The organism is Acinetobacter sp. LCT-H3 (assembly GCF_001866125.1).
Classification (GTDB): Bacteria; Pseudomonadota; Gammaproteobacteria; order Pseudomonadales; family Moraxellaceae; genus Acinetobacter; species Acinetobacter schindleri.
This window is the reverse complement of the sequence record NZ_MODX01000010.1, coordinates 45,689-67,480: the sequence shown is the minus strand read 5'-3', so window position 1 is coordinate 67,480 and position 21,792 is coordinate 45,689. Positions and strand designations below refer to the sequence as shown.

Here is a 21,792-nt window from a genome sequence, read left to right as displayed (position 1 = left end):
TGTTCTTTAGTTAAGCAAAAATTAGGCCCATAATGACAACTAAAGGGGCTTTGCGCCCCTTTTATAGCATAAAATTCTTACAGTTTGGTGAAAACATCTTCAGCTTTCAGACGGGATTTTGGCAGCTTGGCATTGAAATCATTTTCACTGCGGTAACCCAAAGTCATAATTACAGATGGAATCAAGCCTTGTTCATTGAGCTTCAATTCTTCAGTAAGAATGCCTTCATCAAAGCCACCAATGGGCGTTGCATCTACACCTTCGATTGCTGCAGCAATTAACATTTGACCCAGTGCAATAAAGGTCTGGTTTTCCGCCCAACGCTGAATATCTCCTTTTTCATTACGGTAATATTCAACATAACCTGTACGGGTATTGCGCTGTGCTTCTTTGGCAGTTTCATCTTTAAAACGGCCGAGTACATCATCACGTTCCAGAAGATTATCTAAATGCTGCTCAGTAATGTCAGCTTTAGTGCAGAAAAGAATCGTATGCGAAGAATCCAATACTTTTGGTGCATTATAGGCATATGTGCCCACCAAAGCCTTGGCAATACGTGCTTTGGCATCCACATGATCAGCGATAAAAAAATGCCAGGGCTGGATATTAATTGAAGAGGGAGCCAGGCGAAGAATCTCGGTCAAACGATCAAACTGTTCCTGCGGAATTTTCTTGGATGGATCATAAGCCTTTGTCGTATAACGAGATTCAGAAACCTTAAGTAAATCCATAACTGGACTCCATTCGTCTTTGTTGATCTTGGATGGGGGCATACAGTAAAGTCATGCTGTAACTGAAGTGGATTATTACAATAAATTTCCTTCAGGCAAAGCGTAAGTTGTGCAGATATCTACTATTTATAATGTTAGCACTTAGAGCTTTGGCTAATGATAAAAGAGCTTTTCACTATTGGCACTTTTTGCCAAGAGGCGTTTAATAAGCTTATAAGCAATAACATGCAAGCGAGCGGGCGTATGCAATACACCAATTACTTCAAAAGAAAACTCAAAACTGAACAGCAAATCGGGTTATGGGTCGGTCTGGCAGATGCTTACGGTACAGAAATTGCTGCCAATGCCGGCTATGACTGGCTGCTGATTGATGGTGAGCATGCACCTAGTGATTTAAGAACCACGTTATCGCAACTACAAAGTATTGCAGCCTATCCATCGCAGGCAGTGGTACGTCCACCCATTGGCAGTGTACAGCTCATCAAGCAGCTTCTGGATATTGGCGCGCAAAGCTTACTCATCTCCATGGTTGAAACGGTTGAACAGGCCGAGCTGATGGTAAAAGCGGTACGTTATCCACCAGAAGGGATCCGGGGTGTTGGTGCAGCGCTGGCACGTGCTACTCGTTGAAATAGTATTCCGAATTATTACCAAACCGCCCATGAAGATATCTGTCTGTTGATTCAGATTGAATCGGTAAAAGGTCTGGAAAATCTGAATGAAATTTTAAAGGTTGATGGTATTGATAGTGTTTTTATTGGTGCAGTGGATCTGTCTGCGACCATGGGGTATCAAGGCAATCCAAATCATCCTGAAGTTCAAAAAGCCGTGATTGACGCGATTCAGCGGATTCGTGCTGCTGGTAAAGCGGCCGGTATTCTGTCGACACAACATGATATTACTCAAAAATATCTCGATTTGGGTGCTGAATTTGTTGCGGTCGGCGTGGATACCAGTGTACTGATGAATTCTTTGCGTGAACTATTATCTAAATATAAGCCGGGTACTGAAGTAGTGAAATCTGAAGGTGGATATTAGTCCACTTAGTATTTTCCAAAATAGCAAAAGCAACTGATTACAGTTGCTTTTTATTTGTCTTAGATTTAGTAACTCAGTTTTTTAAGTTAGCTTCAGCAGGACCTTGATGAAACAGTTTTTCACATTATGTACTTACATAATCACCTAAAATAAAAAGCCTTAATTAATTCAGGGCTTTTTATTAGTAAAGTGTATTAGGATTTTGCATTAAATATTTTGAAAGAGTAGGTTCAATGCGATAAATTTTTTTATTACCTTCTAGCCTTCCAGTGTTGTAAATAAACTTCACCGCTTCAAGCCAAGCTACTGCTTGATCATTAGAATTTAAACTCTTTTCTTGAACTTTTCCATCCATAAATAATGACAGAATATTCTTCTCTTCATAAGATAATTTTGTCAAAGAATTGATAAATTCTTTTTGTAGTTTTGAAATTAAATCTCGTTGTTCTTTTTGACGTTTTAGAAAAACAATGAGGTCATATATCAAAAATGAGAGACTTATGAGGAATATAATTAATAAAAATGTGAAGTAGCTATTAACAAATTGACTTAGATTTGGGTCAATTTCAAGAGTAGAAACTGCAAATATTAAGGACACAAATATAAGAAATATACTATTAGCTTTTTGAAAACTGGATTTCATTTTATGTGTATGAAAAATAATAAAATTAATTGAATGATAACTGATCATTTTAATAAAGAGCAAGTGAATTTTCTTAGTCGTAATTCCGCTATATTTAGTAATGCCAGGTCATCAGCTGTATTTCTTGCTCAGAATCACCAGAAAGCTCAAGAATCTGTGCAGATTCTTCTCGCCAGTCGCCTAAGACAATCCGCTTTTTGCCATTTACATCATGAATATTGGCACGATGAGTATGACCATGAATCAGCAGATCGACATCTTGTAGTGCGGTGTTCACAGCATCTTGATTCACGTCCATAACCTCATAGCTTTTGAATTGCTGCGCTTCATGGCTTTTCTTGCGGAAACCTTGTGCCAACCGGGCACGAAAAGACAACGGCATTTTTCTTAAAAAGCCGACTAACCAGGGATGACGGATAATTTTACGGAATCTTTGGTAGCTGATGTCATCGGTGCAGAGTTCGTCGCCATGTTCTATACGAATCTTTTTGCCAGCAATCGTTAAAAACTGAACATCGGACAAGAGCTGTCCTGTGAACTGATTTAGAAAATCTTTGCCCAAAGCGAAGTCACGGTTACCGACCAGAAAATAAACCTGATTACCCACTTTGGTAAACTGTTTTAAATGCTCAACAACTTCATCCAGCCAAGGAGCGGTATAGTCGTCACCAATCCAGGCATTAAACCAGTCACCTAGAATATAGAGTTGGGTATTCTTATCTTTATAGGCATCTAATAAATCTAAAAACCCCCGAACGAGTCGAGGGTGATCAGGTGACAAATGTAAATCGGCGATAAACAGATGGGTCACAAATCTTTTCCTTTTATTCCTCTCTAGATCCCTCATTCATATGAGGGATTTTCCATTACACCGTTTTAAAGCATCGCTTTAAAACTCATAAAGAACGGAGAGGACGTTTTTTATTCAGAAATGATTTTTGCAGATTCGATTACAACGTTCTCTAGTGGAACGTCAGCGTGGTAGCCACGGTTACCAGTGCGAACACCTTTAATTGCGTCAACAACGTCCATGCCTTCAACAACTTTACCAAATACTGCATAACCCCAACCTTGTGCAGTTTTGCCAGTATGGTTAAGGAAAGCGTTGTTTTTCACGTTAATGAAGAACTGAGCAGAAGCAGAGTGAGGTGCTTGAGTACGTGCCATTGCAATGGTACCAACGTCGTTGCTCAGACCGTTGTCAGCTTCGTTTTCAATCGCGTCACGCGTTGCTTTTTCTTTGAAGTTTTCGTCCATGCCGCCGCCTTGAATCATGAAACCATCAATAACGCGGTGGAAAATTACGCCGTCATAAAAACCGTCACGTACATATTCTAAGAAGTTTGCCACTGTTTTAGGTGCTTTTTCAGCGTTTAATTCAAGAACAATACGACCTTTATTGGTGTTTAATTCGACTTGAGGAAAACTCATTGTGTAATCTCCTGATCATGACCTTTGAAGTCATGGGTTTTTTTGAATGAGAGAAGCATAAGCAAACTGTAATCGACAAGGCAAGCAAAAATATACTTTTCTCGGATAAAATTCTAAAAATCGTATCTTATTTATGCATTGTTCCAGCAGGCAAATCCAGATGGTTGCCTGCGCTTTACCAATTAACAATGACACATTTTTTTGCAAGAGTATGTTTCTTTTCTTAAACAGCGACATGCGATTAGATTTATGAAAAAGTTCCGGATCATTCGTCCAAATTTGCATGCAATTGCAGCAGACCTAGCCTGATCATTTTAAAATGATTGAATAGAAAACAAATGCCACAGTTAGCAGTTGAGAGATTGATCACCTAAAGTTAAACTAGGGGACTTTAGTTTATGTTTTACGGCATGTCTAAAGCCTCCCGTAACAGGACATAAAACCCTTAATTTTAACTTTAGAAGTGAATGATTGATCATGAAGCCAAATGATGTTGTTACATCTCTGCCCGAGAACCCGACCCAAAACAAGAATGCAGTCGATTCAGCGCAGCAGCAGGAACAACAACCGGGCTTAGATTTTGTGCGCCAGGTCATCACTGATGATTTAGAAGCAGGCCGTACCCAACAAGTGGTGACACGTTTCCCACCTGAGCCGAATGGTTACCTGCATATCGGACATGTAAAAGCGATCTGTCTGAACTTTGGTATTGCTCAAGAATTTAATGGTTTATGTAATCTGCGTTTTGACGATACCAACCCGGATGCTGAAGAACAAGAATATGTTGATGGTATTGCCAATGATGTGAAATGGTTAGGTTTTGAATGGAATGGTGAGCCGCGTTATGCATCGAGCTATTTTGATCAGCTTTATACATGGGCTATTCAACTGATCGAACAGGGTGATGCCTATGTGGACTTACAGTCTCCAGAAGAAATCAAGTTAAACCGCGGTAACTTTGTAGAACCAGGTAAAAACTCGCCACAACGTGATGCCACTGTTGCTGAAAACCTGGAGCGTTTTGAGAAAATGCGCAATGGCGAGTTTGCGGAAGGTCAGGCTGTGCTTCGTGCCAAGATCGACATGGCGTCTCCAAACGTGCATATGCGTGATCCGATTCTGTATCGTATCCTGCATTCCGAACACCATCAGACTGGCGACAAATGGAAAATCTACCCTATGTACGACTATGCGCATCCATTATCAGATGCCATTGAAGGTGTAACACACTCTTTATGTACACTGGAATTTCAGGATCACCGTCCATTCTATGACTGGGTGATCGAGAAAGTTCAATCACCAGCTGTTCCACGTCAGTATGAATCAAGCCGTCTGAATGTCGACTACACCATTACTTCTAAGCGTAAGTTGCGTAAACTGGTTGAAGGCGGATATGTGAATGGTTGGGATGACCCACGTATGCCAACTGTCGTGGGTATGCGCCGTCGTGGTTTCACCCCGGAAGGCCTGCGTGACTTCTGTAAGCGTGTAGGTGTATCTAAGGTTGATGGCAGTATTGTTGATGTAGCAATGCTGGAGTATTGCATTCGCCAGTCTCTGGAAAATGCGGCTGCACGTGGTATGGCAGTACTTAATCCACTAAAAGTGACTTTAACCAATCTGCCAGCGGATATGGATCTGACGCATTCTCGTCACCCAAATGTGGATATGGGCGAGCGTGTGATTCCATTGACCTCTGAAATTTACATTGACCGTAAAGACTTTGAAGAAGAACCTCCTAAAGGCTTTAAACGTCTGATTCCTGGCGGTGAAGTGCGTCTTCGTCATGCTTATGTCATCAAGTGTGATGAAGTGATGAAAGATGAAAATGGTGAAGTCGTTGAATTAAAATGTTCAATAGATCCTGAAACTTTAGGTAAAAACCCCGAAGGCCGTAAGGTGAAAGGCGTAATTCACTGGGTATCTGCAACTAAAGGTATTCCTGCAGAAGTTCGTATCTATGACCGTCTGTTCACTGAATCTGATCCAGAAACTGGGGATGATTTCCTGGCGAACCTGAACCCTGAGTCATTGAAAGTGGTGCAAGCCGTAATTGAGCCAGCACTTGCAGAGGCTAAACCGGAAGACCGCTTCCAGTTCGAACGTGAAGGTTATTTTGTAGCGGACCAATACGATCACTCAAGTGAAAAGCCAGTGTTTAACCGTATTCTGGACCTGAAAGACAGTTTTAAGCCAGGTAAATAAGTTGTTTTGGCTTGGTGATTTAAATTGTATTGATCATTTCCTGTCAAGGAAACCAATTGGCCTCGGCGGATTCAAAACAGTTTGGTTCTAATACCTTTAGATAGCCCAACTCCGGTTGGGCTATTTCTATGGAGAGTAAAACAAAAACATGATCGTCCGTGATAAAAGTAATAGTTTTAGTCTGCTGTTTGCCTGGCATGGCACCATTTTGCCTAAGGTATTACCCGCACTTATGTCAGTAATTTTGATTTCTGGGGTATTGGTGTATTTAAGCCGGGAGCACTTTTTTAGCTTGCCTGCAGTCCCTGCAATTGGCTTCACCATCTTCGGGGTAATTCTTTCGATCTTCCTGAGTTTTCGGAATACCGCTTGTTATGATCGCTGGTGGGAGGGGCGTAAGCTTTGGGGTGCATTGATCGCCACCACGCGTCACCTGAGTCGGGATACTCACATACTCGATACTGAAGACAGGGAATTGCTCTTATACAGGATGATGCTGTTTACCCATTTATTGCGCGATCGTTTGCGTCAGCAAGAGAGCAATATTGAGCATTATCAGCTTGATACTCAGTTTGATCCAATTGTTTTCAATCAGATCAAGCAGCAGGTTAATCCTGCGCAATGGGTACTGGAACAGATGCAGAAGCAGTTAGTAGAATGTTATCGATCAGGGCAGATCTCCGATATTATTTATAATAACCTGAATCAGCATACGGTAGAGCTCGGAAATATTCAGGCAGGTTGCGACCGGATTCTGTCGACGCCGTTGCCATTTTCTTATTCCGTACTGTTACATCGAGCGGTGTATTCTTTCTGTTTTATTCTGCCTTTTAGTCTGGAAGCCAATTTAGGGTTATGGACGCCAGTCCTGGTGGCATTGATTGCCTATCTGTTTTTAGGCTTGGATGAGCTGAGTGCCGAGCTGGAAGAACCTTTTGGACTACAGGACAATGACTTGGCGCTTGACTCAATCGTGCGCCTGGTTGAGCGGGAAACTTTAAGTTCTATAGGACGGGAAATACCTGAACCTTTAAGGCCTTGGAAAGAGCATCTGAGTTAAGTCAGTTATTTTCATTCATATTAAAAGCCCCATTTATTTGGGGCTTTTAATTAGCGTTTTTTCAGGTTGCTGAGTATGTTCCTGGAATTGTTCCTGTAGCTCACGGTATTGCTGTAAGCGTCGTTTTGCTTTGTCGCGTAATTTCTTTTTAATATATAGTGCCAATGCAAAGCAAGTGGTGGTTAATGTCAGGAACATACTGTTCATGAAGCTCATCATCGAACTGATATAACCAATGGTGGTCAGACGGTTCATCATGCGGATCACCTGCGGGCTGCTTTCCACGCCAGTAATCGCCCAGGTACATAGATGTTCACAGTTATTGATAATCAGATGATAATTATTTTCATGCATGCGTGAACGCATACGACGCACAACTTTACGGCCTTTGTATTTGGTATGTGCATATTCCTGAACCTGGATTGGTTTACCATGACTAAACTTGTCAATCGAGGTAATTTCAATCGGGTGCTTTTTAAATAAGTGCGCAAAACCGGAATAATGGATCACACGACCTCGTCCGGCATAAATACCATGATGGGTATAGCCGAAGTGTTTGACCATAAGGTGAGCACCTAAGGGAAAACGTTGAGTTTGTTGCATAAGCCACTGAATGCCAATTGATGTACAAATGTTTCAAGAAACCAAGTTTAACGGGTTTTTGTGATTTTATCGATGTTTATGTCTGAAAAATCAGCGAACTGATCAGTTGTGTTAATAATGGAATGATGAAAAAAAAGTAGAAAGCTTAAGATTAAAATAGCCTAAGCACTATTGAGGATCACTACTCAACCAAGACAAGAGCTAGAGCAGAGCAGAACATACAGATTGAATAATGCTTCTATTTAAAAGTTCCAGCCAATAAAAAAGCATTTGCTTTCACAAATGCTTTTTTAAAATAAAGCCTGACCACTACTGTAATGGCAAGTGCTGCAGTTCATTCAGTTCCTTACGGCTATAGCCGCGAGAAGCGAGAACTTTTTTGATACCGACAATCACGTCTTCATCAGTTGCTTTTGCCAATGCTTCAAGAAGCTGTTCATTTGACTTGCAAGCGCAGTCATTTTCAACACAAGCAATTTGATTCTTGTGTTCATTTTGTTGTTCAGCAGTGAACAACTTTTGCCAAAAACTCATAGAGCCTTCATATATGATCTAACATAGCTTGAAATATAGCCAATTAAATAAATAAAGCAATAGGACCTATGTGATAAAAGCAGCAAAAGGTCTTCAAAATTTCCGATTGTAGCAGGTGTTTCAAACGATATTATTCAGTTGAAATAATGAAATTCATGTATAAGTTCATTATTTTAAAAACAAAAAATGGAGCTATTAGAAACTCCATTTATGTAACAAAAAAATAAATTGAAACAATATTTTTAGCGTTTTTCCAGCAGCACACCTGACTCCACATGATGGGTATATGGGAACTGATCGAACAGGGCAAATTTAGTAATTTTATGCGTCTGAGACAGCTGTTTCAGATTGTCATGCAATGTATCTGGATTGCAAGAAATATAGATGATTCGTTCAAAGCGCTGTAGCAGTTTCAGCGTTTCATCATCAATCCCTGCACGTGGCGGATCAACAAATACCGTATCAAAGTCATAAGTTGATAAGTCAATATTGGCTTCTTGCAGACGGCGGAAAGTACGTTCACCATTGAAAGCTTGTGTAAATTCTTCAGCAGATAGACGTGCAACTTGAATATTATCGATACCGTTCTGCTCGATATTCCATTCAGCCGCATACACAGATGACTTGGCCAATTCAGTTGCCAATGCACGACGGAAACGGGTAGACAATGGCAGGGTAAAGTTACCATTACCACAATACAGCTCTAACAGATCCTTATCAGACTGCTGAGCGGCATTACATGCCCATTCCAGCATTTTCTGGCAGACTTGTGCATTCGGCTGGGTGAAGCTACTTTCGATCTGTTTGTACTGATATTTGCGTTCAAATACGCTGAGCTCTTCCACGACGAATTCATCGCTCAATACAAACTTCTGACCACGGCTACGGCCAATCAATTTGATATTCAGTTTATCAGCCAGTGCTTTAGCTGCAGCTTCCCATTCAGCAGTCAGTGGGCAACGATAAACCAGTGATACCAACATTTCACCTTTTAAAGTGGCAAGAAAATGCGCTTCAAAGAGACGATTTGATAAAATAGGCTCAGCCTTAAGTGCTGCCAATAAGAGTGGCATTAAGGCATTAATACTGCGGTCGGCAACCGGAAACTCATCAATACGGATGACTTTTTTATTATTGTTCTCATCACGTTCAAACATGGCATAAAACAGGTCATCTTCAGTATGCCAGATCCGAAACTCAGCACGCATGCGATAGTACTGTTCAGGTGATTCGAATACTTCTAAAGCAGGTGGTTGATATTCGGCAAATTGCGCGCTAATGCGTTCAACTTTGGCATCCAGTTGTTGCTGATAAGATGAGGTCATATGCAGTAAAAATCGCAAATATTTTGAAAGCCAAGATGGTAGCAAAAAATTGCTGTTCTGCCTAAGACTATTCAGGGAAACAGGCTGGAAAAGCTGCTAAAAAAAGGCCAAATCTACAAAGGGGAGAGATTTGGCCTTAAGAGGAAAGAAATTAAAATAAAATAAGTGATAAAGCTGCTTATAAGCCTGACATGGTCATCAGACTGGCATTACCACCCGCTGCTGCGGTATTAATGCTAATTGCACGTTCAATTACAAAACGTTCCACCGGAATCTCATAATTTCCGGAACTTAGATGAGTAATACCTACAATTGGACCTTGACGTGTTGCAATACGCTGCTGCAGATCAATCAGTGCAGAAGCATCACCATGATGCAGTACAGCTTCGAAATCACCAGATTCGATATCTTTAATCACTTTAATGGCCTTTACCACTTTTGCTGGCATACTTTGTAAATGTTTAAGTATGAAAGTATTGTCTGCCAGTACAGCCGGGCGACTACCCACCGATAAAATCGCCAGTAATTGCTGAATCTGATCAGCATCATTCGTTGCCAGAGATAATACACTTTCACGTGGCAAGATCATGTACTGGTTTTCTTCACCTGTTGGACCTTGCAGGCTAAAGCTGTGCCCAGTTGTGATTTTAGCCGGAGTGGTTAAGGAAATCGTTGGGAAAGTTTTATATACCCAGGCTTTAAATTCCTGTAGCAATGGATTTTCAAGCGTTGCCTGAGCAGAATTCATCGCATAAGGTTGAGCTAACTTTTTCTCGGATACCTGATGCATTAGACGGTAAATATAAAGTGGACCACCGGCTTTTGGACCAGTGCCGGATAGACCTTCACCACCAAAGGGCTGTACCCCAACGACTGCACCGACAATATTACGGTTAATATACAGGTTGCCGACATGTGCTTTCGAGATCACAGTCTGCATGGTTTCATCGATCCGGGTATGTAGTCCCATAGTCAGGCCATAACCCTTACTGTTGATCTGATCTAGCAACTGTGGCAGTTGGCCAGCTTTATAGCTAATCAAATGTAACACCGGACCAAAAACTTCACGTTCCAGATCATTCAGGTTGGGCAGTTCAATTAAGGTAGGCGGAATGAAGGTGCCTTGAGCCAGTTCAGAAGCATCCTGATTAAACATCAATTGATGGACTTTATGGCCTTTGCTGCGCATCTGGTCAATATGCTTCTGAATGTTCTGCTGGGCTTCGGCATCAATGACCGGACCAATATCGGTTTTAAGCATAACTGGATTGCCAACACGCAACTGCTGCATGGCACCTTTTAACATATGGCGTACAGTGTCCAGATTATCTTCCTGTACATACAATACACGCAGGGCGGAACAACGCTGACCGGCACTATCATAAGCAGAGTTAACTATATCCAGCACTACCTGTTCGGTCAATGCAGATGAATCGACAATCATGGCATTCTGGCCACCAGTTTCGGCAATCAGGGTCACACTTTCGCCAAACTGGTTTAACCGTTTGGCTACAGTTTTTTGCAGAATCTTTGCTACTTCGGTAGAGCCGGTAAACATGATGCCTTGAATGCGGGAGTCCTGGCTCAGCTGGGCACCAATGGTTTCACCACGACCGGGCAACAGTTGCAATACATCTTGTGGAATGCCAGCTTCCCAGAGAATTTGTACAGCTTGGGCGGCAATCAGCGGAGTCTGCTCAGCCGGTTTGGCAATCACAGTATTACCCGCCACCAGTGCTGCAGAAATCTGGCCAGTGAAAATTGCCAGCGGGAAGTTCCAGGGGCTAATACACAGTACAGTGCCCAAAGGCTGGATATGGACATTTTCAGACAGATCTGACATCTGGCCAGCATAATAACGCAGGAAGTCAATCGCTTCACGTACTTCTGCGATGGCATTGGGATAGGTTTTACCAGCTTCACGCGATAGCAGAACCATCAGGGGCAGCAGGCGTTGCTGCATCAACTCGGCAGCTTTATTCAGACAGGCGGCACGTTCATTCTTTGGCAGATTGGTCCAGAAATGTTGTGCATTGGCAGCTTGGATCAGGGCAATTTCTGCCTGTTCAGTCGTTGCTTCATAAACGGTACCGACGATATCCTTATGCTGGGCTGGATTGATTACGTGTACAGTATTACTTGTATCAGGTTCTAAAAAAGCTGTGCCCATTGCTGCTGCCTGGAACTGGGTATCAGCCAGACTTGCTGCAACTTCATTTAAAGCATTGAGTTCCGCGTCATTGGCCAGATCCAGTCCAGATGAATTGATACGTGTGCCATAAAGATCTTGAGGATAGGGAATATGAGGATGTTTGGCACCTAATACATTTTCCTGCTGAGCGGTCTTTATAATCGTCTGACGAGGATTCTCGATCAGATCTTCAACTTTTAAGCTCTTGTCCGCGATGCGATTCACGAAAGAAGTATTGGCACCATTTTCCAGCAGACGGCGTACCAGATAAGCCAATAGGGTTTCATGATTGCCGACTGGGGCATAGATACGACATGGAATACCTAGCTTGCCAGCCGCTTTGTCACCGACCACATTTTCATATAGCGGTTCACCCATGCCGTGCAGGCACTGGAATTCATATTGACCAGCGTAGTAACGTTCCGGATTGGCAAGTTGGTAAATGGTAGCCACAGTTTGTGCATTGTGAGTGGCAAATTGCGGGTAGATATAATCGGGTTCTGCCAGCAGTTTACGTGCGCAGGCAATATAGGACAGGTCAGTATGTACCTTGCGGGTAAACACCGGATAATCCGCCATACCTTCGATCTGGGCTTTTTTGATCTCGCTGTCCCAATACGCACCTTTAACCAGACGGATCATCAGGCGTTTCTGGCTGCGTTTAGCCAGATCGATAATATAATCCACTACATAGAAGCAGCGTTTCTGATAGGCCTGAATCACAAAACCAATGCCTTTCCAGTCATTGAGTATCGGTTCAAAACACAGACGTTCTAAAAGCTCTAGGGAAATTTCCAGACGTTCGGTTTCTTCCGCATCGATATTCAAACCGATATTGTACTTTTTCGCCAGAACCGCCAGATTCAGTACTTTGCTATACAGTTCATCATTAACACGATCCATCTGTGAGCGCTGGTAACGTGGGTGCAGCGCAGACAGTTTGATGGAAATGCCCGGGCCGTTATAAACATCTTTATCTATTGATGCCTGACCGATGGCATGAATTGCATTTTGATAATCTTGATAATAACGTTCTGCATCCGGATCGGTTAGTGCTGCTTCACCCAGCATGTCATAAGAATATTGGAAACCTTTTTCTTCCAGACGTTCGGCATTTTTCAGTGCTTCATCAATGGTTTCGCCAGTCACAAACTGTTCACCCATCATACGCATCGCCACATCGACCGCCTTGCGGATAATGCCACGGCCACTGCGTGCCAAAAGGCCAGTTAACAGACTTGACAGACTTTTCTGCTGTGGGGTTTCCATCAGTTTGCCGGTCAGCATCAGTCCCCAGGCCGCAGCATTGACAAACATCAGCTGGCTTTGACCAAGATGTTCTTTCCAGTTGCCCTGATTGATCTTGTCACGAATTAACAGGTCGCGGGTCGCCGTATCCGGAATACGCAGCAAAGCTTCTGCCAGACACATCAATGCGATACCTTCCTGAGAAGACAGCGAAAACTCTTGTAATAGCCCTTGCACAATGCCGGCCTTGCCACCTGAACCTTTACGTTCACGTAAGGAATGCGCCAGATCAAAAGCCAGGTTCTGGATTTTGTCCGTCAGTTCCGAGGAAATTTCACTATGTTCCAGCAGGGTTTCCACGCACTCGGATTCTGCACGTCGCCATGCAGAATTAATGCGCTGTTCATATTCATTTTTATCCCTAAATTCAGCAATATAATTCGATTGCTGCATGGCATTCGAGTGCGAATTTAGGCGTAGGATGGTGGACATAGTGACTTCCTGTACTGCGTCAAACGTTTCTTTGAGTTGAATGAGTTTTAATCTATAATCCCAAAATGATTGACGAATATCTCACTATAGTTTGTATCATTTTTAGAGAATAATTCTAATGAATAGCCCATATGTAAGCCTTGACCGAATAGATATTCGTATTCTTGATTTGCTGCAATCTGAATCGAAAATTTCCAATATCAAACTGGCAGAAATGGTGAATCTGTCACCAACAGCAGTACTGGCACGGGTGCAAAAATTGACCAAGGAAGGATTTATTCTCGGTTATGAAGCCCGTCTGAATCCGGTCAAGCTGAATAACGGTTTTGTAGTTTTTGTCGAGATACTGCTGGATAAAACTACACCGAATGTACTGGAAGAATTTTCTGAAGCAGTGCAGCATATTCCGGATATTGTGGAATGTCATATGATCAGTGGTGGCTTTGATTTTGTAGTGAAAATCCGCTGTGCGAATATGGATGAATTCCGTAAAATTTCCGGAGATATTCTGTGGCAGTTGCCGGGCGTAAAAGAAACCCGCAGTTATCCGGTGATGGAAGTAATTAAGGAAACCCAGCAGATCAAGCTGAAAGTACCTGCCAAAGCTAAAGTATAAAATGCTGATAAAACGAAAGGGACATAAAGTCCCTTTTAATTTTTGAAATAGAAAGACTATTTCTTCATTTCTGCCATTTCTTTTTGATATTCGGCTTTCGCCAGTTCAAAACGATTGACTACATCGTGACTTGGAGCTTTATCTAGCAAACTAACAATCACAATGCTAAGCGCTGCCAGAATAAAGCCGGGAATAATCTCGTACAGACCTGTATCGCCCATATAATTTTTCCAGGCAATTACGGTTACTGCACCTACTACCATGCCAACAATTGCGCCCTTGAGAGTCATGCGTTTCCAGAACAGCGAGAAGATGATCAATGGACCAAACGCTGCACCAAAGCCTGCCCAGGCATAAGCCACCAGACCCAGAACTTTACTGTTTGGATTGATGGCCAAGGAGATTGCAATCAAGGCAATCACAATCACCATGCCACGGCCAACCCAGATCAGTTCTTTTTGCGAAGCATTTTTACGCAGGAAACCTTTGTATAAATCTTCGGTAAGAGTTGTAGAACAGACCAGCAGCTGACAGCTTAAAGTACTCATAATCGCAGCCAGAATTGCAGCCAAAACGATGCCAGCCACCCAAGGATTAAACAGGATTTTGGTCAGTTCCATAAAGACTGTTTCAGGATTCTGGTTCACGATCGCTGCAGCAGGTAAATCAGGATTGACTGCAAAATAAGCAATTCCGATATAACCTGCAGACATTGCACCCACCAGACACAGGATCATCCAGGTCATGCCGATACGACGTGCAGCGGGAATGGTTTTTACCGAATCTGCCGCCATAAAACGCACTAAAATATGCGGTTGGCCAAAATAGCCTAAGCCCCATGCCAAACTTGAAATAATCGCCACCATACTCAGACCTTCCAGCATATTGGATGCATGTGGACGGGCTGTTTCAAGCAATGTACCGACCTGTTGAGCATTATTACCCAATGCCAGATAGGTAATGATCGGGGTAATTAACAAGGCGAAAATCATCAAACCGGCCTGAAAGGTATCGGTCCAGCTGATCGCCAGAAATCCACCGATACACACATACAGAATCGTGGCAACAGCACCGAGCCAGAGTGCAGTGGTATAGTCCCAGCCAAACAGGCTTTCAAATAAGCGTGCACCTGCAACCATGCCGGAAGCACAGTAAATCGCAAAGAACACCAGAATTACGATTGCAGAGAGCAAGCGTAAAATCCGCTTCTTATCCGAAAAACGGCTGGTAAAATAATCGGGCAATGTCAGGGCATTGTTCTGGTATTCGGTGTGGGCACGCAAGCGGCCAGCCACCAGGAGCCAGTTCAGCCAGGCACCAATAATCAGACCAATCGCAATCCAGACTTCAGACAAGCCAGACAGGTAAATAGCACCAGGCAGACCCATCAGCAGCCAGCCGCTCATGTCGGAGGCGCCTGCCGAAAGTGCAGTTACTACACTGCCCAGACTTCGCCCACCCAGAATATATTCATCAAAATTGGACGTCGCACGATAGGCGTATAAACCAATTCCAATCATGGCGACGATATAAAACAGAAAAGTAATCAGTGTCGGGTTTAGCGAGCTCATAGGCAGAGTATCCTTAAATATTGCACATCATCATCCGGGATGATTTTTTGTACTGCGTTCACAGGGCAGTGATTCAAACACGGTTTAAAAATTACACTCTGTAACAGTTAAGCAGTTTTTATGTATGCTTTATGTAGATTTGATTTTTTAAATATAATCTTATGAAATTTAAAATGGCTAAATAAAGCCAAGAATAGTCTAATTTAGAGCTAAGAAGCTAATTTTTAATAAATAGTTAAAATCATTAAACTTTTGTTATTTTATTACACAAAGTTACAAAAATAACAGCAAATGCGAACTAGACATATTTTGTTGCAAATATCACTTAAAAGATTTCTATTTGTTTCTGACCACTCCGCGCATAGTGAAAGAGCACCATTAAAGTGCATCATCGCCAAGAGTAAAAAATATGGACAATATGCTTCAAATTGACTTGAACAGAATCGAACAGGATTTATTGGGTAAAAAACAGATTCCACAGCATAGTTATTATGGAATTCATACTATACGTGCGCTGGAAAACTTTCAGATATCAGGTTTAACTGTAGGACAGCAGTTACATTTTATTCGCGCTTTGGCACAAGTTAAAAAAGCGTCTGCACAAACCAATCTACATTTTCAGAAAATTTCAGAACAACAATGTGCAGCCATTCAGCAAGCCTGTGATGAGCTGATTCAACATCCGGAAAACTGGCAGGATGCTTTTCCACTGGATCCTTATCAGGGCGGAGCCGGGACTTCCATCAATATGAATGCCAATGAAGTGATTGCCAACCGTGCGCTGGAACTGATGGGGCATCGTAAAGGGGAATATCATATTCTGCATCCGAATGATCATGTGAATACATCGCAATCTACCAATGATGTCTATCCCACGGCACTGCGTCTAGCTACTTATACACGTTTAGATGAACTGCTCAATGTGCAAAAATCTTTGATTGATACTTTATATAGTAAGGCTACAGAATTTCAGTATGTGATCAAGATGGGCCGTACTCAATTGCAAGATGCCGTTCCTATGACTATGGAGCAGGAATTCCGCGCTTTTGCGACTTTATTAAAAGAAGATTTTAAGCTGATTGAGCAGATGCGTCAGTTATTGCTGGAAGTTAATCTGGGTGCAACAGCAATTGGAACTGGTGTAAATACACCAACGGGTTATGCCAAGCGTGCTGTAGAAACTTTGGCACACATTACTGATCTGCCTTTAAAAGGCGCGGAAGATTATGTAGAAGCGACCAGTGATTGTGGCGTATTCATTATTCTGTCTAGCAGCCTGAAACGTCTGGCAGTCAAGTTGTCCAAAATCTGTAATGACTTACGTCTTTTAAGTTCTGGACCACGTACCGGTTTGGCAGAAATCCGCTTGCCAGAATTACAAGCAGGTTCTTCGATCATGCCAGCCAAAGTGAATCCAGTGATTCCGGAAGTGGTGAATCAGATTGCATTTCGGGTAATTGGCAATGATCTGACCGTGACCATGGCAGCGGAAGCTGGACAATTACAGCTTAATGTCATGGAACCTGTCATCGCGGTATCTTTAAATGAATCGATTCAATTACTGACCCACGGTATGCAGACGCTACAGCAAAAATGTATTGCCGGCATTCAGGCCAATGAGCAGAACTGTTTAAATGCCGTGATGCGCAGCATCGGTATTATCACTTTACTGGAACCACTGCTAGGGCATGCCATGTGTGATGAAATCGGAAAACAGTGTATTCGTGAAAATAAAACTGTGCCTCAAGTCGTACTGGAGCTGGGGCTGCTCAGTCAGGCTCAGTTAGATCAAATCTTTGCCTTTGAAAATCTGGTCTCGGAAGTACCTAGCGAGATCAATCAGCTAGAACAAGTGTCCTGAAGCTCTTAAGGCTTTGAATCACGATTTATAGGATCGTGCTGATTTTAACCATTTGCCCCAAATCCAGTCTGTGGATTTGGGGCATTTTCATCTAGACTAGATAAATCTCACGATGAATTCGGAACATAGCATGTTTGATAAAATCAGCGCTTTATTCAAATCAAATAAACCTTCTCCTGCACTGCTTTATCTAGAAGAAAATAATATTCAATATACCGAAGAAACTGGCTATATCGTAGATGGGATTAACCTGAATCAAGAGTTAGGTGAAAGACTGGAATATCTGTCTAACCGACGCATGAAAACATTTGATGATCTGAAAGAATTATATTCTACAGCCATGATCATTAATGAAAAAATTGATCTGGAAATTGCCAATCAACGTTTTAATTCAAGATTGGGCAATACTGAAGAAAACTTGCTGCAATTTAAAGTAATCGTAAAAAAGTTGAATGATTACTACCGAAATTTTCTGCGTGAGAAAAAATAGCATTTGAAGTGGAAAGAAACTATTATTTTCCTGATAGCAAAGACTGCATAAAAATAACGAAATGCGCAGATACCATCGTGATAGTATAAGAGATATGTTGTTTAGACTTTAAAGCTATATACATGTTCCAACAAGAAATTTCCCAACTCAATTTAAAACAACTCAAGGCTGGTGAACGACGCTGGTTAGGCAACCTGCAGGGATCATCCACAGCATTATTGCTGAAGGAAATTGCCAAGCAGCATAAACAGTTATTTGTGATTGTGGCCCGCAATAATCAGCACCTTGGTCAGCTGGAAAGTGAACTGGAATTTTATGGCATCAAGCCGACTATATTTCCAGACTGGGAAATTTTGCCTTATGACCGTCTGTCTCCGCATCAGGACATTGTCTCTGAACGTCTGGCAATTCTGTCCAATATGCCGCAAACCGGGGTGTTGCTGTTATCTGCTTCTACGCTGGCACAGTGTGTAGCACCAAGCTCATGGGTATTGGGTGAACACTTTGATATTCGTGTCGGGCAAAAGCTTGATCTGGAACAGCAAAAGAAAAAACTGATTCAGGCGGGTTACCATCTGGTTGATACTGTATATGACCATGGTGAATTTGCAGTCCGCGGCAGCATCATGGACATTTATGCCTCTGGTCAGGATGCACCGATCCGGATTGACCTGTTCGATGATGAAATTGAAACGCTGAAATTTTTTGATCCGGAAACCCAGCGCACTACGCAAACTTTAGAACAATTTACCGTATTACCGGCACAAGAATTTCCACTGAAAGAAGGGCGCGCCACTTTCCGGGACCGTTATGGTGAGCTGTTCCCGACAGCAAACCCCAAGAAAAACCCGATGTATCAAGATGTCATGGATGGTATTGCTTCGCCGGGTATTGAGTTTTACATGCCGCTTTTCTTTAGTGCAGAAGCAATGCAAGCTCACAGCACTTTGGCTTCATACTTACCAAAGAATGGCATTGTCATTACAGATCGCGGTCTGGAAGAGTCATTAAACCAGTTTTGGGCTGAGGTGGTACGTCGTTATGAGGATCGCCGTCATAATGTGGATCAGCCAATTCTACCTCCGGAAATGCTGTTTACCCAGACTAATCTTGTGCTGGAACAATTGAACCAGTTTGGTCGCATTATTGCCTCTCAAGATGTTTTTGATGAAAAAGCTGGCGTGATAAATCTGGATACTCAGACACCGCCACGACTGCCGGTCGATCCGAAACGGGAAAAGCCATTCATCGAAGTTAAAAAATATATCGATGCAGCTAATCATCCTGTTCTACTCGTGGCTGAAAGTGCAGGTCGCCGAGAAACTCTAAAAGATGCACTGCGTCCAAGTCTGGGTGATATCCCGACTGTCGAGAATTTTGATGCCTTTGTCGCATCATTACATGCGATTGCCATTACTAGTGCACCCTTAGAACGTGGTCTGGTTTTGACTGATCGTATCACTGTGATTTCGGAAAACCAGCTCTATGAACATCGGGTGGTACAGCGCCGTCGCAAGCGTCAACAGGAAGTATCCGAAGAATTCCTGATTCGCAGTCTGACCGAGCTGACCATTGGTGCCCCAGTTGTACATATTGATTATGGTGTAGGGCGTTATGCCGGCCTGATTACTTTGAGCATTGACGATCAGGACCATGAATTCCTGCAACTGGATTATGCCGATGATGCCAAGGTTTATGTACCAGTTACCAATCTGCATCTGATCAGCCGTTATAGTGGTGGTGATCCTGATCTGGCACCACTACATAAGCTCGGAACAGATGCCTGGAGCAAAGCAAAACGTAAGGCACTGGAACAGATTCACGATGTCGCAGCCGAATTACTGGATATACAGGCACGTCGTTCATCCAAGCCCGGAATCAGTTTTGAGCTGGATCAAAGCCTGTATATGCAGTTTGCTAGCGGCTTTGCCTATGAAGAAACGTTAGATCAAGCCAATGCCATTGAAGCAACTTTATATGACATGCAGCAGGCCAAACCAATGGATCGTCTGGTTTGTGGTGATGTAGGCTTTGGGAAAACTGAGGTCGCAATGCGCGCTGCCTTTGTGGCAGTGCAGAATAACCGTCAAGTCGCAGTTTTGGTTCCAACCACTTTGTTAGCACAACAGCACTATGAATCCTTTAAAGACCGCTTCGCGGACTGGCCAGTACGTATTGAAGTGTTGTCACGTTTCGGTTCTTCCAAGGCACATACTAAAACGATTGAGGACCTGGCAGAAGGCAAAGTGGATATTGTGATTGGTACGCATAAAATTTTGCAGGAAAATGTCCAATTCAACAATCTTGGCCTGATGATTGTCGATGAAGAACACCGTTTCGGGGTGCGGGACAAAGAACGTATTAAGGCTCTACGTGCCGATGTGGATATGTTGACCCTGACCGCAACACCAATTCCACGTACCCTAAACATGGCTTTTAGTGGTATGCGTGATCTTTCAATAATCGCGACACCACCAGCACGTCGTCTGGCAGTAAAAACCTTCGTTCAGGAACAGACCAATGACACCATTAAAGAGGCGATTCTGCGTGAATTGCTGCGTGGTGGTCAGGTTTATTTCCTGCATAACGAAGTGGATACCATTGACCGTGCTGCAGAAAGCCTACGTGAACTGGTACCAGAAGCGCGTGTCATTGTTGCCCATGGGCAGATGCGTGAACGTGAGTTGGAGCAGGTCATGCAGCAGTTCTATCACAAGGAATACAATGTTCTGGTGTGCTCGACTATTATTGAAACCGGGATCGATGTGCCGAGTGCCAATACCATCATTATTGAACGTGCGGATAAGCTCGGTCTGGCCCAGTTGCACCAGTTGCGGGGGCGTGTTGGTCGTTCCCATCACCAGGCGTATGCTTATCTCTTGGTTCCATCGATAAAAGGTTTAAAAGGCGATGCTGAAAAACGCCTGGATGCGATTCAACGGGCTTCAAATCTGGGCGCGGGTTTTATGCTGGCAACCGAAGATCTGGAAATCCGGGGTGCAGGTGAACTCTTGGGTGAACAGCAAAGTGGTTCGATGCAGGCGATAGGTTATAGCCTATATATGGAAATGCTGGAAAAAGCCACCAAAGCCATTCAAAAGGGCAAGACACCGAACTTTGATGCACCATTATCTTTAACGGCAGAAATTAATCTGCATATGCCAGCCTTGATTCCGGATGACTATCTGGGGGATGTACATCAGCGTCTGCTGTTCTATAAACGTATCAGTAATACCAATACCCAAGACAAACTCGACAATATCCGTATGGAGCTGATTGACCGTTTTGGTATTCCACCACAGCCAGTGAAGCAGCTATTTGCAGTGCATCAGCTTCGTCTGAAAGCAGAACAGCTGGGCATTACCAAAATCGACATTGGCGGTCAGGGCGGGCATATCGAATTTGCTCCGGATACGCCAGTGCAGGCCATGAGTATTATCCAGATGATGCAGAAACATCCGACCTATTTCCGGATGAATGGCGGGCAACGTCTGAAAGTCATGGTCATGCTCGAAGACTATCAGAAACGTATTCAGTTTTTAACCGATTTGCTGGATAGCCTGCTGAAAGAGCTGCATTAAAAAGGTTTTAAAAAATAGGTCAGAAAAGGAATTCTGACCATTCGTTTAAATCGATGGCGAAGTCACGCCTCAATGGAAAGAAAGTTTTGATTAATTTGTGTGATTCGGTAAAGTCTGAGTTGTGACCGAGTTCATAACAAATCATCCAAATTTGTATTTAAACACATTGCTC

The 21,792-nt window shown here is 42.9% G+C and carries 15 protein-coding genes and 1 pseudogene; 7 read left to right on the top strand and 9 right to left on the bottom strand.

Annotation, left to right across the window (positions count from 1 at the left end; genetic code table 11):
- Window positions 1–77 precede the first annotated feature (77 nt).
- Window positions 78–731, bottom strand: a complete 654-nt coding sequence (gene nfsB / locus BK820_RS07425; protein WP_008305262.1) for an oxygen-insensitive NAD(P)H nitroreductase — start codon at window positions 729–731, stop codon at window positions 78–80.
- A 243-nt stretch (window positions 732–974) separates the two neighbouring features.
- Between nfsB and hpaI the strand changes: the two are divergent.
- A pseudogene (gene hpaI / locus BK820_RS07420) lies at window positions 975–1,769 on the top strand (4-hydroxy-2-oxoheptanedioate aldolase).
- A gap of 181 nt (window positions 1,770–1,950) precedes the next feature.
- On the opposite strand, the gene BK820_RS07415 reads toward hpaI, so the two are convergent.
- The 3 genes from BK820_RS07415 to BK820_RS07405 all read right to left on the bottom strand — a co-directional run bounded on the left by BK820_RS07415 (window position 1,951) and on the right by BK820_RS07405 (window position 3,843).
- Window positions 1,951–2,412 (bottom strand): super-infection exclusion protein B, encoded by a 462-nt coding sequence (locus tag BK820_RS07415; protein WP_228127319.1) that lies wholly within the window; start codon window positions 2,410–2,412, stop codon window positions 1,951–1,953.
- A 94-nt stretch (window positions 2,413–2,506) separates the two neighbouring features.
- Window positions 2,507–3,223 (bottom strand): UDP-2,3-diacylglucosamine diphosphatase, encoded by a 717-nt coding sequence (locus BK820_RS07410; RefSeq protein ID WP_071320539.1) that lies wholly within the window; start codon window positions 3,221–3,223, stop codon window positions 2,507–2,509.
- A 110-nt stretch (window positions 3,224–3,333) separates the two neighbouring features.
- Complete coding sequence (locus BK820_RS07405; RefSeq protein ID WP_004812701.1) at window positions 3,334–3,843, bottom strand: peptidylprolyl isomerase; 510 nt, start codon at window positions 3,841–3,843, stop codon at window positions 3,334–3,336.
- Between the two features lie 477 nt (window positions 3,844–4,320).
- On the opposite strand from BK820_RS07405, the gene BK820_RS07400 reads away from it, so the two are divergent.
- A complete protein-coding gene (locus BK820_RS07400; RefSeq protein WP_071320538.1) occupies window positions 4,321–6,048 on the top strand; it encodes a glutamine--tRNA ligase/YqeY domain fusion protein in 1,728 nt (575 codons plus the stop codon).
- A gap of 148 nt (window positions 6,049–6,196) precedes the next feature.
- Window positions 6,197–7,108, top strand: a complete 912-nt coding sequence (locus BK820_RS07395; RefSeq protein ID WP_071320537.1) for a bestrophin family protein — start codon at window positions 6,197–6,199, stop codon at window positions 7,106–7,108.
- Window positions 7,109–7,141: 33 nt separating this feature from the next.
- Here BK820_RS07395 and BK820_RS07390 read toward each other — a convergent pair whose 3' ends face one another.
- The 4 genes from BK820_RS07390 to putA all read right to left on the bottom strand — a co-directional run bounded on the left by BK820_RS07390 (window position 7,142) and on the right by putA (window position 13,501).
- Window positions 7,142–7,711 (bottom strand): lecithin retinol acyltransferase family protein, encoded by a 570-nt coding sequence (locus BK820_RS07390; protein ID WP_004812708.1) that lies wholly within the window; start codon window positions 7,709–7,711, stop codon window positions 7,142–7,144.
- Window positions 7,712–8,020: 309 nt separating this feature from the next.
- Entirely contained in the window at window positions 8,021–8,245 is a 225-nt protein-coding gene (locus tag BK820_RS07385; protein WP_008305254.1) for a hypothetical protein, read from the bottom strand.
- A 242-nt stretch (window positions 8,246–8,487) separates the two neighbouring features.
- On the bottom strand, window positions 8,488–9,570 hold the full coding sequence (gene trmA / locus BK820_RS07380) for a tRNA (uridine(54)-C5)-methyltransferase TrmA (RefSeq protein WP_071320536.1): 1,083 nt from the start codon (window positions 9,568–9,570) through the stop codon (window positions 8,488–8,490).
- Window positions 9,571–9,748: 178 nt separating this feature from the next.
- A complete protein-coding gene (gene putA / locus BK820_RS07375; protein ID WP_071320535.1) occupies window positions 9,749–13,501 on the bottom strand; it encodes a trifunctional transcriptional regulator/proline dehydrogenase/L-glutamate gamma-semialdehyde dehydrogenase in 3,753 nt (1,250 codons plus the stop codon).
- 118 nt (window positions 13,502–13,619) lie between these two features.
- Between putA and BK820_RS07370 the strand changes: the two genes are divergently transcribed.
- A complete protein-coding gene (locus BK820_RS07370; protein WP_004812716.1) occupies window positions 13,620–14,117 on the top strand; it encodes an Lrp/AsnC ligand binding domain-containing protein in 498 nt (165 codons plus the stop codon).
- A gap of 56 nt (window positions 14,118–14,173) precedes the next feature.
- Here the strand turns inward: BK820_RS07370 and putP are convergent, their stop codons facing one another.
- On the bottom strand, window positions 14,174–15,688 hold the full coding sequence (gene putP, locus BK820_RS07365) for a sodium/proline symporter PutP (protein ID WP_071320534.1): 1,515 nt from the start codon (window positions 15,686–15,688) through the stop codon (window positions 14,174–14,176).
- Window positions 15,689–16,097: 409 nt separating this feature from the next.
- Here putP and BK820_RS07360 point away from each other — a divergent pair, with 409 nt between their 5' ends.
- The 3 genes from BK820_RS07360 (at window position 16,098) to mfd (ending at window position 21,620) form a co-directional block, all read left to right on the top strand.
- Complete coding sequence (locus BK820_RS07360) at window positions 16,098–17,549, top strand: aspartate ammonia-lyase (protein WP_071320533.1); 1,452 nt, start codon at window positions 16,098–16,100, stop codon at window positions 17,547–17,549.
- A gap of 130 nt (window positions 17,550–17,679) precedes the next feature.
- The gene (locus tag BK820_RS07355; protein WP_071320532.1) at window positions 17,680–18,039 is read left to right on the top strand and encodes a hypothetical protein; all 360 of its coding nucleotides are present in this window, start codon (window positions 17,680–17,682) and stop codon (window positions 18,037–18,039) included.
- Between the two features lie 122 nt (window positions 18,040–18,161).
- Window positions 18,162–21,620 (top strand): transcription-repair coupling factor, encoded by a 3,459-nt coding sequence (mfd, locus tag BK820_RS07350; RefSeq protein ID WP_071320531.1) that lies wholly within the window; start codon window positions 18,162–18,164, stop codon window positions 21,618–21,620.
- The last annotated feature ends 172 nt before the right edge of the window (window positions 21,621–21,792 follow it).